The organism is Microbacterium sp. SORGH_AS_1204 (assembly GCF_030818935.1).
Classification (GTDB): Bacteria; Actinomycetota; Actinomycetes; order Actinomycetales; family Microbacteriaceae; genus Microbacterium.
Window position 1 is genome coordinate 1,644,047 of the sequence record NZ_JAUTBD010000001.1, and the last position, 12,486, is coordinate 1,656,532.

8 protein-coding genes and 2 pseudogenes are annotated in these 12,486 nt (G+C 69.7%); 8 read left to right on the top strand and 2 right to left on the bottom strand.

Annotated features, from left to right (window positions below; translation table 11 throughout):
• The first annotated feature begins 93 nt into the window (after positions 1-93).
• The 6 genes and pseudogenes from QE410_RS07475 to QE410_RS07500 all read left to right on the top strand — a co-directional run bounded on the left by QE410_RS07475 (position 94) and on the right by QE410_RS07500 (position 8,247).
• Positions 94-858 carry an SGNH/GDSL hydrolase family protein gene (locus QE410_RS07475; protein ID WP_307330001.1) on the top strand — a complete coding sequence of 255 codons (765 nt, stop codon included), beginning with the start codon at positions 94-96 and terminating at the stop codon, positions 856-858.
• A 153-nt stretch (positions 859-1,011) separates the two neighbouring features.
• A pseudogene (locus QE410_RS07480) lies at positions 1,012-1,401 on the top strand (SDR family NAD(P)-dependent oxidoreductase); the annotation flags it as partial.
• A gap of 79 nt (positions 1,402-1,480) precedes the next feature.
• Positions 1,481-1,825, top strand: a complete 345-nt coding sequence (locus tag QE410_RS07485; RefSeq protein WP_307330004.1) for a hypothetical protein — start codon at positions 1,481-1,483, stop codon at positions 1,823-1,825.
• Positions 1,826-2,227: 402 nt separating this feature from the next.
• Complete coding sequence (locus QE410_RS07490) at positions 2,228-6,553, top strand: family 43 glycosylhydrolase (RefSeq protein WP_307330007.1); 4,326 nt, start codon at positions 2,228-2,230, stop codon at positions 6,551-6,553.
• Between the two features lie 141 nt (positions 6,554-6,694).
• Complete coding sequence (locus tag QE410_RS07495; protein ID WP_307330010.1) at positions 6,695-7,627, top strand: AEC family transporter; 933 nt, start codon at positions 6,695-6,697, stop codon at positions 7,625-7,627.
• Positions 7,628-7,695: 68 nt separating this feature from the next.
• A complete protein-coding gene (locus tag QE410_RS07500; RefSeq protein WP_307330012.1) occupies positions 7,696-8,247 on the top strand; it encodes an HdeD family acid-resistance protein in 552 nt (183 codons plus the stop codon).
• Positions 8,248-8,287: 40 nt separating this feature from the next.
• Here the strand turns inward: QE410_RS07500 and QE410_RS07505 are convergent, their stop codons facing one another.
• Both QE410_RS07505 and QE410_RS07510 read right to left on the bottom strand, forming a co-directional pair.
• Positions 8,288-10,258, bottom strand: a complete 1,971-nt coding sequence (locus QE410_RS07505; protein WP_307330015.1) for a S9 family peptidase — start codon at positions 10,256-10,258, stop codon at positions 8,288-8,290.
• A 2-nt stretch (positions 10,259-10,260) separates the two neighbouring features.
• Positions 10,261-11,027, bottom strand: a pseudogene (locus QE410_RS07510) (SDR family oxidoreductase).
• Between the two features lie 175 nt (positions 11,028-11,202).
• On the opposite strand from QE410_RS07510, the gene QE410_RS07515 reads away from it, so the two are divergent.
• Both QE410_RS07515 and QE410_RS07520 read left to right on the top strand, forming a co-directional pair.
• Entirely contained in the window at positions 11,203-12,015 is an 813-nt protein-coding gene (locus tag QE410_RS07515; RefSeq protein ID WP_307330018.1) for a glycerophosphodiester phosphodiesterase family protein, read from the top strand.
• A gap of 93 nt (positions 12,016-12,108) precedes the next feature.
• Positions 12,109-12,480 (top strand): RNA polymerase-binding protein RbpA, encoded by a 372-nt coding sequence (locus QE410_RS07520; RefSeq protein ID WP_058231613.1) that lies wholly within the window; start codon positions 12,109-12,111, stop codon positions 12,478-12,480.
• Positions 12,481-12,486: the final 6 nt, after the last annotated feature.

Below are 12,486 nucleotides of genomic sequence, written 5' to 3' on the forward strand. Positions count from 1 at the left end.
CGCCCCGAACCGCGCGAACGGCGGCACGCGCCTCGACCCGCGCGAACGGCCTTGGGCGGCAGTTCCCCTGATGCGCGCGCGTAGGCTCGGGGAATGGCATCCGTCCGCTACGTCGCGATCGGCGACTCGTTCACCGAAGGAGTCGGCGACGAGCTGCCCGACGGCACCGTGCGGGGGTGGGCCGACCTGGCAGCCCAGGGATGGGCGGATGCCGCGGGCGAGCCGATCCAGTACGCGAATCTCGCAATCCGCGGGAAGCTCATCCGGCCGATCGTCGAGCAGCAGCTCGAGCCCGCGCTGGCGCTGAAGCCGACGCATCTGTCGTTCAACGGCGGGGGCAACGACATGCTGAGGCCGCGTGCCGACCTCGAGGGCATCGTCGGGGTGTTCGAGCACGTTCTGCGCCGCTGCGACGAGGAGGGCGTGCAGCTCATCGTGCTGTCGGGGGCGAACCCGTCGGCGGGACTCCCGCTCGGGCGCGTGCTGAACGCGCGCGGCGATCGGCTATCGAGCGCGGTCGAGCAGCGCCTCGCCGCACGCACCGACGTGCTCACCGCCTACAACTGGTTCGATCGCGAGCTGGCGGGCGGGGAATTCTGGTCGGTCGATCGCCTGCACATGAACACCCGCGGACATCACCGTGTCGCCGCGCGCGTGATCTCCGCGGTGGGGCTGACTCCGCCGAGCGACTGGTGGCATCTGCGCGAGATCCCTGAGATCGAGCGCCTGAAGGGCACGGCCTACTACCGCGAGCACGTGGGCCCATGGGTGCGGCGCCGCCTGGCCGGTACGTCTTCGGGCGACGGTCGTTCCGCGAAGTTCGGCGGTCAGTGGGTCGAGCTGACGCCGGGCGGGTGATCCGGTCACCGCCACCGCCAGGATCGCTTCGCAGCACCTCGGTGTTCGCACGCCCACGACGCTCCCTCCGCGCGCACGACCAGGCCGTCGGACACCGGTCCGCGAGACGAACGCCCACACCCCGCGCATCGGATCCCGGCGCATGATGAGGGCATGACTCTCGCGCTCGTCACCGGTACATCCAGCGGCATCGGCCTGCACACCGCCATCGGTCTGGCACGGTCGGGGATCGACGTCGTCGCCACCGTCCGCGACGACTCCCGCGCCGCAGCACTGCGCTCCGCGGCATCCGAGGCGGGAGTGAAGCTCGACATTCGCTCCCTGGAGGTGACGGATGCCACGGCGGCGCGCGCGCTCATCGGAGCGGTCGGGCCCGTCGACATCCTCGTCAACAACGCCGGCCGCGGCGCCGTCGGCACGCTCGAGCAGTTGAGCGACGACGAGCTGCAGGAGCAACTCGAGACGAACTACCTCTCGGCCGCGCGCCTGACGCGTCTCGTGCTTCCGGGCATGCGCGAGCGGGGCCGCGGACGCATCGTGACCGTGACCAGCGTCGGGGGAGCGGTCGGTCAGCCGTTCGCCGACCGCGTACTGCGCGGCCAAGTTCGCCGTCGAGGGTCTCATGCAATCGCTCGCCCCGGTGGTCGCTCCGTTCGGCGTCGACGTATCGATCGTCGAGCCCGCGGCCGTGGCGTCATCGTTCACCGAGTCCGTGCATCGTGCCGCGCCCGGACCGTACGCCGACCTGCAGCAGGCATACCTCGACCGCACGTCTCAGGCGTTCGCGTCCGCCCAGCCGGCGGAGGATGCAGCCATGACGGTCGTCGAGGCCGCCACGACGTCGGCGCCGCGTTTCCGGTGGCAGACGTCCGACGCGGCGATTCGCTTCGCAAGCCTCTCACTGGGCGACCTCGACGGCTCGCGGGTGCTCGGCGTCACACGCACGTGGCTGCGCTCCGACACCTGAGGCGGCGGTAGGGGCGCCATCGGTCGGTGTCGACGCGTCCAGCGGCGACGCAGAGGAGGTGGGACGAACGCAAACTGACATAATGTGCATTATCGGCGCGACCGAGCAGGCCGAGAGTGAGGTCGACTCACCGACGTCGACGTGGCAACGACACCGGCCCCGAGTGAATGCCGCAGCGAGACCCCGGGCGGGCCTGCGGTATCCGGAGGGTCACCGTTCTGCGCGGTCCCGAGTGGATGCCGCAGCGACGGCCCCGGGCGGGCCTGCGGTATCCGGAGGGTCACCGTTCTGCGCGGACGGCGGTGGGCGGCGCGTCTTGTCGCGACCGACCGTTAGCGATAACATTTCTCCCGTTCCCCGGAACTTCCCTCGCGGCCAATGCTGGCCCTCGAAAGGATCGCAATGAAGCAGACCCTTCCTCGGCGTGCCCTCGCCACGACCACGGCGCTCGCGCTCGCGCTCACCGGCGCGCTCGTCGCCTCTCAACCAGCGGCCGCAGCCGACTCCCGGTTGGTCGCCCACTACCCCCTGACCGAGACCTCGGGAACGACCGCGGCCGACGTCTCCGGCTCGGGGCGCAACGCCAGCTACGTCGGCGGGCCCGCACTCGCCGGCGGCGAGGGCGTGCGTCTCGACGGCAGCGACGACTACGTCGACCTGCCCGACAACCTGCTCGCCGGGCTCGACTCGATCACCGTCAGCACCGAGGTGCTGATCCGCGCCGACCAGGGCACGCCGTACTTCATCTACGGTCTCGGCAACACCTCGGGCGGGGCCGGCAACGGCTACCTCTTCTCGACGGGCAACTCCTACCGGACGTCGATCGCCACGGGCAACTGGCAGACGGAGCAGACCGCCAACAGCAACGCCGACCTCCCGCGCGATGTGTGGAAGACGATCACGTACACCCTCGACGACGCGACCGACACGGCTCGCATCTACCTCGACGGCACGCAGGTGGGTCAGGCGACCGGCGTCACGACCAAGCCGAGCGCGATCGGAGGCGGGGTGACGACGGCCAACTACATCGGCCGTTCCGTGTACGACGCCGACCGCCGCCTCGCCGGCAGCGTCCGCGATTTCCGCGTGTACAACGCGGCCCTCTCGGCATCCGAGGTGGCCGCGCTCGTCCCGACCGACGCCACCCGACTGCAGCGCGACGCCGCGGCCCTCTCGCTCGGCGACCTGAGCGCCGTCACGGCCGACCTCGCCCTGCCCGCCACCGGCGTCAACGGCTCGACGATCGCCTGGTCGACGAGCAACGCCGACGTCGTGAGCGCCACCGGCAAGGTCACGCGTCCCGCCGTCGGCCAGCCCGCGGCCACCGCCACCCTGACGGCGAAGCTCACTCGCAACTCGGCCACCCAGACGAAGACCTTCGCGGTCACCGTCGCGCCGATGCCCGGTGCCGCCGAGCTCGCCAAGGCCGACCTCGACGCCATCAGCATCCCCAACGCGAACGACGTGCGCGGCAACATCACGCTTCCCGCCAAGGGATCGGTCAACGGCACCGCCATCACCTGGTCGGCCTCTCCCGCCGGCGTCATCACCACCTCGGCGGCCGGCGGCAAGGCCGCGGGTGTCGTCACCCGCGGCGGCACCGACACGAAGGTGACATTGACCGCCGCGGCATCCGGAACCTCCGTCACCCGACAGATCGAGGTCACCGTCAAGGCGGCGCCCGCAGGGCTCGACAAGGACTACTCGGCCGGCTACCTGTGGACGCACTTCGGCGTCGAGGGCGGCTACGAGAAGATCTTCTACGGCCACAGCACCGACGGTCTGCACTGGGAGAAGCTGAACGACAACCGGTCGATCCTCGCCAACCTCGGCGGTGACCTCGGCGTGCGCGACCCGCACCTCGTCCGCTCCCCCGAGGGCGACAAGTACTGGATCATCGGCACCGACCTGCACGCCGAAGGCGGCGGCGCGGGCGGATCGGGGTGGGACCAGCTGAACGCGAGCAAGAACCTCGTCGTCTGGGAGTCCACCGACCTCGTCAACTGGAGCGACCAGCGCATCGTCTTCGCCGGTCTCGACAAGGCCGGCTGCGTGTGGGCACCCGAGGCCATCTACAACGAGGCCACCGGCGAGTACTACGTCTACTGGGCTGCACGCGACCAGACCGACAACAACACCCCGGACTGGGCCCTGCGCATGTACCTGACGAAGACCCGCGACTTCGTCACGTTCACCACGCCCGAGATCTGGACGACGATGAACCCCAAGGGCGACGGCCAGAGCGGTCGCAACATCATCGACTCGACCATCGCCAAGGAGGGCGACACCTACTACCGCTTCTCGACCTCCGACTGGGACACGCTCGTCGACACGGCGCCGTCGCTCGACGGCCCCTGGACGCGGAAGATCGAGCCCGGACAGGCCGCAGCCGCCGGCATGCGCACCCGCATGGAGGGCCTGACGGTCTACCGGCTGCCCGACGGCCGCTGGTCGGTCATGGGCGACGAGTTCAGCTACTACGGTCACATCGCCGACACGCTGTCGAGCCTGAAGTTCCGTCAGCTCAGCAGTGGGTCGGGCGCCGACCAGTTCTCGTTCGACCAGACCTTCCGTCACGGGTCGGTCCTGCGCCTGTCGAAGGCGGAGGAGGCGCGTCTGCTCGCCGCCTACGGCGACCAGCCGGTCGAGCCGGAGGAGCCGCAGCAGGGCCCGATCGCCGAGTACACCTTCGAGAACGGCTCGCTCGCCGACTCGATCGGTGACGCCGACCTCACGGCATCCGGCACGGCCGCCATCGCGACGGATGCCACGAAGGGATCGGCGCTGAAGCTGACCGGTGCGACGGGCGGGTTCGCCTCGTTCCCGACCGGCTTCTTCGACGGCCGCAACACGATGACCGTGTCGATGGACGTCAAGTCCGAGCGCACGAGCGGCAACTTCTTCACCTTCGCCTTCGGCCAGAGCCAGGACCGCTACTCGTTCCTGCGGGTTCGTGGCGACGAGGCGCGCAACGCCATCACGAAGGCGACGTGGCAGGGAGAATCCGACGTCACGGGCACCATCTCGAGCGGCCAGTGGCACAAGTACGACCTCGTATACGACGGCCGAATCATGCGCATGTACATCGACGGTGTGAAGGTCGACGAGAACCTCGCGCTGAACGCCACGGTGAGCGAGCTCGGCTCGAACCTCGCCGGGTATCTGGGCCGGTCGTTCTACGGCGCAGACGGCTACTTCCAGGGCTGGTACGACAACATCCGCGTGTACAACCGTGCACTGTCGAGCATCGAGATCCTGCAGAATGCGGGTGTCGAGGACCAGCTGGTCGACGTCTCGTTGACCCAGCCCGAGAAGCTGAAGATGGCGCCGATCGTCGACAACGCGGCGCGCACGGTGAAGCTGCCGGTGGTCAAGGGAACCGACGTGACGAAGCTGGCTCCGACCTTCGGTCTGGTCCCCGGGTCGACGGCGTCGCCGGCGTCGGGCACCACGGTCGACCTGCGCTCCCCCGTCACCTACACCGTGACGACCTCGAAGGGGGCCAAGACGGAGTGGAAGATCGAAGCGCTCGTCGTCAACAGCCCCGTGCTGCCGGGTCTGTACGCCGACCCGAACATCGCGGTGTTCGGCGACACGTACTACATCTACGCCACGACCGACGGCTTCGACGGCTGGGGCGGCAAGGAGTTCTACGTCTGGAAGTCGAAGAACCTGGTCGACTGGACGCGCTCCGACAAGCCGTTCCTGACGCTCGACGGTGCCAACGGCAACGTCCCGTGGGCGACGGGCAACGCGTGGGCGCCGACGATCATCGAGCGCGACGGGAAGTACTACTTCTACTTCAGCGGCCACAACCCGACCTACGACCGCAAGACGATCGGCGTCGCCGTCGCCGACAGCCCCGAGGGGCCGTTCACGGCGGAACCGAACGCGATGATCCTCAACAATGAGGCCGTCACGTCGGGCCAGGCGATCGACCCCGCGGCGTTCCACGACCCGGTGACGGGCAAGTGGTACCTGGGCTGGGGCAACGGTTCACCCGTGCTGGCGGAGCTGTCCGACGACATGAAGTCGATCAAGCCGGGGACGTATCAGCGCATCAACGGTCTGACCGACTTCCGCGAGGGCGTCTTCTTCAACTACCGCAATGGGCTGTACCACCTGACGTACGCCATCGACGACACCGGAAGCGAGAACTACCGGGTCGGCTACGCCACGGCCACCAGCATGAACGGCCCGTGGACCTACCGCGGGGTGATCCTCGAGAAGGACCTGTCGCTCGGCATCAAGGGACCGGCCCACAGCTCGATCATCAACGTGCCCGGCACCGACGACTGGTACATCGCCTACCACCGCTTCGCGATGCCGAACGGCAACGGCACCAACCGCGAGACGACGATCGATCGGGTCGAGTTCGGCGCCGACGGTCTGATGAAGAAGGTCACGCCGACGCTGCAGAGCGTGTCGGCGCAGACGGTGCCCTCTCCGGGCCCCGAGGTCGAGACGACCGCCTCGACCCGCTGCGTCGCCGGCAAGGTCGTGCTGACGACCCAGATCGTCAACCGCGACGACGAGGCCGTCTCGGTGAACGTGACGACGCCCTTCGGAACCAAGTCGGTCGTCTCGTTGGCACCGGGCAAGACGGTGTCGCAGGCGTTCACCACGCGGCAGGTGTCGATCGCGGCCGGCTCGGTCTCGACGGTCGCCACCGCGGGCGGGCAGTCCAAGACCACCACGACGGCGTACAGCTCTCGCAGCTGCGGCTGATCTCCGGCGGGAGGCGGGCGTCGGTCTGACCGGCGCCCGCCTCTTCGTGTCCGCGCGGGCGATCGACGCCGGATCGGCGCCCGCCGGCGGCGATAGGCTGGAGGCGATGCCTCTCGATCACCCCTCCCGGTCACTCCGCGCATGACCGGCGTGCTCACCGGGTTCGCGGTCGTCGGTCTCGCCGTCGTCGTGGGCTACGTCATCGCGCGGATCGACCTGCTCGGCCCGCATGCCCGGCACGTTCTCAGCCGCCTGACGTTCTTCGTGCTGTCGCCGTTCCTGCTGTTCACGGTTCTGGCCCGGGCCGATGTGGCCACCCTGTTTTCCGCGCTGCTCCCGGTCTCCATGATCACGGCCGCCGTCATCATCGCCCTCTACGTCCTCGTCTCGACGCTGATCCTGCGCCGCCCCGCCGGCGAGACGGTGATCGGCGCCCTGTCGGCCGGGCAGGTCAACAGCAACAACATCGGCATCCCGATCTCGCTGTACATGCTCGGCAACGCCGCGTACTCCGCGCCGGTCATCCTGTTCCAGCTGCTCCTGCTGATGCCGATCGCGCTGTCGATCCTGGATGCCGCGACCTCGGGCTCGCGCAACATCGGGCGCATCCTGCTGCAGACGGCGAAGAACCCGATGCTCATCGCCTCCGCCCTCGGGGTGGGCGTGGCGCTGCTCGGCGTCGAGCTGCCTCCGATCGTCTTCGACCCGCTGCACCTCATCGCCGGCGCGTGCGTGCCGGTGCTGCTGATGTCGTACGGGATGTCTCTGTACGGGCAGCGGGTGCTGACCGAGCCGGGCCGTCGCGTCGACGTGGTGATCGCCTCGATGCTCAAGCTGCTCGCCATGCCGGCGCTGGCCTTCCTGGTGGCCACGCTGTTCGGCTTGCCCGCCGACCAGGTGTTCATCGTGGTGGTGCTGGCGGCCCTGCCGACGGCGCAGAACGTGTTCAACTTCGCGCAACGCTACGGTGTCGGCGAGATCCTCTCGAGGGATGTCGTCTTCATCTCGACGCTGGGCTGTCTTCCCGTGCTCTTCGCGGTGGCCCTGCTGCTCCCCCACACCGCGACCGGATGACTCGCGCCGCCTGAATCGCCGGGTCTAGGGTGAGACCTGTTCTCAGGTTTCACTCAGAAAGGCTCGCCATGTCTTCCGCCACCGCGTCCAATCCCGTCATCGGAGCAGTCCGTACCGCTCTCGGCGTCAGCGGCGTCCTCTCGCTCGTGATCGGCGCCTTGATCCTCATCTGGCCGGGGCGCACCGCCGAAGTGGCGGTCGCCATCGTCTCGGTCTACGTCATCATCGCGGGTCTGGTTAACATCGCCATCGGCCTGTTCTGGCGCTCTGGATGGGCGCGTCTCGGCTACATCGCGCTGGGCGTGCTGTTCATCGTCGCGGGCATCTTCTCGTTCGCGAACCTCTCGGCCACGACCGCGTGGTTCGGCGTCTTCATCGGCACGCTCGTCGGTATCCTGTGGATCATCGAGGGCGTCGTCTCGCTCACCACCCTCGGCCACGGTTCCAAGGCCCGCGCGTGGACGATGTTCTTCGCGATCGTCAGCATCGTCGCGGGCGTCGTCCTGCTCTTCTCGCCGTTGCTCGGCGCGGTCACCCTGTTCCTGCTGATCGGCGTCTCGCTGGTCGTCTTGGGCATCTTCCAGATCGTCCGCGCGATCCAGTTCGGCAAGGCCGTGTGAGACGGGGACCGGATGCCATGGCATCCGGTCCCCCCTCGCCTCAGCGGATCGGAAGGTACCGGCTCCACCAGTCGAGCACCGCGTCGAAGCGCTGCACGCGATGCCGGGGCCGACCGGCGCGCGTGAGCTCGTGGTCTTCGCCGGGGAAGATCAGCATCTCGGCTTCGGTCCCCTGCGCCTTCAGCGCCGCGTAATAGCGGGTGGCCTGCTCGATCGGGCAGCGGAAGTCGCGTTCGGAGTGCAGCACGAGGGTGGGCGTCGTGACCTGATGGACCACGGCCATCGGACTCTGGGCGGCGACCCGCAGCGGGTCGGTGCCGACGTACTCCTGACCGAAGAACGAGCCGATGTCGCTGGCGCCCGGGAAGGCGGTGGGGTCGAGGAATCCCCGTTCCACGATCGCGCCGGCGAAGCGGTGGTCGTGGGCGATGACCCACGCGGTCATGTACCCGCCGTACGAGCCGCCCATCACGCCCACCCGCTCGCCGTCGAGGCGCGGGTCGGCCGCGACGACGCCGTCGAAGAAGTCGATGACGTCGAAGAAGTCGAGGGTGCCCATGCGGCGGCGGATCGACCGCCCGTGCGCGCGGCCGTAACCGGCGCTCCCCCGCGGGTTGCTGTAGACCACGGCGTAGCCGGCGTCGACGAGCACCTGGGTCTCGTCGAACAGGTGCACGCCGTACGATGCGTACGGACCGCCGTGGATCTGCAGGATGACCGGGAACGGCCCCTCCCCCTCGGGCGTCGCCACCCAGCCGTGCACCGGGTAGCCGTCACGACCGGTGATCTCGTGCTCGACCGGCAGGACGATGCCGGCATCGCGTGCGGCCGCGCCGAATGCCGTGAGCGCCCGCATCTCGTGCCCGTCCACCACGACGAGTTCGCCGAACGACTCGGGAGAAGAGACGGATGCCACGACCCGCCCGCCCGCGACCGCGTGGCCCGCGACTTCGAGGTCGCCGCCCAGCACCGGGGAGACCCGTCCGTCGCGCGAGACGCGCAGCAGCCGCAGCCGACCGCGCGTGCGGTCCTGCACCAGCACGTCGCCCCCGTCGAACGACAGGTGGCTGCCGACCTCGCCGAGGTCGATCGTCTCGGGGTCGGTGAGCAGGCGCGGCCCGTCGGCGTCGAGGGCGAAAAGCGCGACGCCGGGCGCCACGAAATCGGTGCCCTCGTCTCCCACGTCGTTCGCGAGCAGGAACACGGCCCCGTCGGGCGCGACGTCGACCGACGCGACCGAGAGGTTCTCGGCCGTGCTGAGCACCTCGCGCTGCTCGCCGCTGTCGACGGCGATCGCGACGACGCGGTCGCGCAGGTCGCGGCGCGCGGTCTCGATCACGTCGGGCACGCCGAGCAGCTCAGCGCCGTCGGCCGACCAGACCACACCGTTCCAGCTCGTCTCGCCGTGGGTCAGCTGCACGGCGGGCGCGGGTACGACGCGCCTCTCCGGCGCCTCGAGTGCCGGTGCCGGTTCGTAGAACGGCTCGAGATCGGGAGCGGGCGCGTCGACGACGAAGACCTGCGCGGGCCGATCGAGGTAGCCGAGACCGTTCGCGTGCCACCGGATGCCGGTGATCCGGCGCGGCGGCTCGGCGGTGGCATCCCGCCCCTCGACGGTGCCGTAGCGTCCCGGCTCGGGCACGCGCGCGGTGAACGCCAGCCGCGAACCGTCGGGCGAGAACGCCAGGTCGGTCACTCCCCCGGGCTGATCGGTGACCTGCACGGGTTCGCCGCCGTGCGCGGCGACGACGAACACCTGCGCGCGGCCTTTCGCATCGGAACGGAGGAACGCCACCGTGCCGTCGTCGGGAGACAGGCGCGGAGAACGGTCGGCGACTCCACGCGTGATGCGACGCGGGGACCCCGCGGGCAGATCGACCCGCCAGAGCTGTCCGACGGCGCGATCGGCGTCGAGATCGGGACGCGAGGTCGCGAAGATCGCGAAGACCCCCGTGGCGGCGATCGCGGGCCGACCGACCCCGATCAGTGTCTGGATGTCGGTCGGCCGCATGCTCACTCGTCTCCGAACGAACCCGTGTCTCCGACGAGGCGGGTGTTGTCGGCCGGGACCGGGTCGACGGCCGCCTGAGCGACCTCGGCCGCGAATTCCGACACGTTGTAGAGCTTGCCGGCGTCTTCGCGGCGTGCCGAGATGGCGCCGGGGTTCGCCCGCTCGAGCAGGGTCGCCGTGATGGTGCCCCCTCGATCATGTCGCCCGAGACGACGGTGAAGCCGATGCCGCGCTCCTCGAGGGCGGGGATCTTCTCGCGCAGCGCGTCTTCGCCGGCCCGCTTGGAGAGGGCGACGGGCTCGTACTCGGGCATGGTCGGGGTGGAGCGGATGAAGTGCGCCTGGTGGCTGGTGACGAAGACCACGCGGGCGTCGTCCTTCAGCAGGGGCAGAGCCGTCTCGAGCACGTTGACCTGCGCGTCGCGGTTGAGGAGCAGTGCATAGTCCTCGGCCATGCCCGACTCCATGCCGCCCGAGGCGTTCAGCACGAGGATGTCGAGGCCGCCGAACGTGCGCTGCACCTCGTCGAACATCGCGCGCACCGACTCGGGATCGGTCAGATCGGCGCCGACCACGAGGGCCTCGACACCCAGCTCGCGCAGCTGCGTCGCGAGCTTCTCGGCGCGCGGCGCCTTGTTGCGGAAGTTGATGACAACGTTCGCGCCGGCCTCGGCGAAGTAGCGCACGGTGTCGGCGCCGATGCCGCGCGACGAGCCGGTGACGAGGGCGGTCTTGCCGCTCAGGGATCCGGACGGAAGGGTCTGAGACACGCGTTTCTCCTGACGATGAATCGGTTGTCGTCGGCCGACGCGGGCGCACACGACACCCGCCAGCCTATCGACCCGGCCGTCGCCGCCCGGCGATGCGTGCCGGCTGCGCGCACCGTGTCCAGGCCCGGAATGCCCCCCGCGCCGCGTGCTACGTTCGCGATCGGAGGCCCCGATCATGAACGCATCCCCCGCCGAGCGGCATCCGTACCTCTCCCCCGACGCCCCGCGCGTGCTCGCCCACCGGGGTCTGGTGAGTCCGGATGCCGCCGCACACGGCGTCGCCGAGAACTCCTTCGCCGCGGTCGCGGAGGCGCACGCCGCGGGACTCGCCTACGTCGAGTCGGACTGCCACCTCACCGCCGACGGGCAGGTGGTGCTCTTCCACGACGACGACCTCCGGCGAGTCGCCGACGACCCGCGCCGGATCGCCGACGTACGCGTCCACGAGCTCGAAGAGATCATGTCCGATCGCGGCGGCCTGATCACGCTCGCCCAGGCCCTCGACGCGTTCCCCGAGGTGCGTTTCAACCTCGACGTCAAAGCCGCGGCGGCGGCCGGGAGCGTCGGACGGCTCGTCGCCCCGCACGCCGAGCGAGTGCTCGTGACGAGCTTCTCCGATGCCCGCCGCCGGGAGGCGCTCGACGCCGCGCGGTCGGCCGGCGCTGTGCGACGACCCGCCACCTCGCCCGGTCTCGACACCGTGAGGCATCTCCTCGTCGCCCGGGCGCTGCGTCAGACGACCCGCGTGCGGGCCCTGCTGGCCGATGTGGACGCCCTGCAGCTCCCCGAGCGGCGTGGCCCGATCCGCGTCGTCACCCGCGGTCTCGTGCGCGACGCCCACGCCGCCGGCGTCGAGGTGCACGTGTGGACGGTCAATGCCGAAGACGACATGGAGCGGCTGCTCGATCTGGGCGTCGACGGACTCGTCACCGACCGCGCCGACGTCGCTTTCGCGGTGGTGAAGAGACGGGGAACGACAGCTGTCTGAGCATCGTCTGTGAAAGCCGCCGGGAGACGCGAGGTTCGAATAAAGCGCACAGGTGCAGACGTTATACATGGTGACCGACGAGAGGACCACACAATGGCAGACCGCAGTCTCCGCGGCATCCGACTCGGCGCCCAGAGCCTCCAAAGCGAAGATGGCGTCGTGTTCCACGACCGTGCACAGCACACCTACACCTGCAGCACGTGCGGACGTGACACCACCCTCACCTTCGCGGCCGACGCCGAGGTTCCCGAGGCGTGGGAGTGCCGCACGTGCGGCGCCGAGGCGCTGCTGCGCATCGGTGACGGCACCGCGACCGTCGACCACAGCGGCGACAAGGCCGCGCGCACGCACTGGGACATGCTCCTGGAGCGTCGCACCCTCCCCGAGCTGGAAGAGCTGCTCGAAGAGCGCCTCGCCTTCGTCCGCGCCCGCCGTGGCGCCGGCGGCGAGAAGCTCAGCGCCTGACGCTGA

Bases quoted from the DNA above. Each gene is read 5' to 3' on its own strand.
- QE410_RS07490 (WP_307330007.1), top strand. From the start codon at position 2,228: ATGAAGCAGACCCTTCCTCGGCGTGCCCTCGCCACGACCACGGCGCTC.
- QE410_RS07515 (WP_307330018.1), top strand. From the start codon at position 11,203: ATGAACGCATCCCCCGCCGAGCGGCATCCGTACCTCTCCCCCGACGCC.
- QE410_RS07475 (WP_307330001.1), top strand. From the start codon at position 94: ATGGCATCCGTCCGCTACGTCGCGATCGGCGACTCGTTCACCGAAGGA.
- QE410_RS07495 (WP_307330010.1), top strand. From the start codon at position 6,695: ATGACCGGCGTGCTCACCGGGTTCGCGGTCGTCGGTCTCGCCGTCGTC.
- QE410_RS07500 (WP_307330012.1), top strand. From the start codon at position 7,696: ATGTCTTCCGCCACCGCGTCCAATCCCGTCATCGGAGCAGTCCGTACC.
- QE410_RS07520 (WP_058231613.1), top strand. From the start codon at position 12,109: ATGGCAGACCGCAGTCTCCGCGGCATCCGACTCGGCGCCCAGAGCCTC.
- QE410_RS07505 (WP_307330015.1), bottom strand. From the start codon at position 10,258: ATGCGGCCGACCGACATCCAGACACTGATCGGGGTCGGTCGGCCCGCG.
- QE410_RS07485 (WP_307330004.1), top strand. From the start codon at position 1,481: ATGCAATCGCTCGCCCCGGTGGTCGCTCCGTTCGGCGTCGACGTATCG.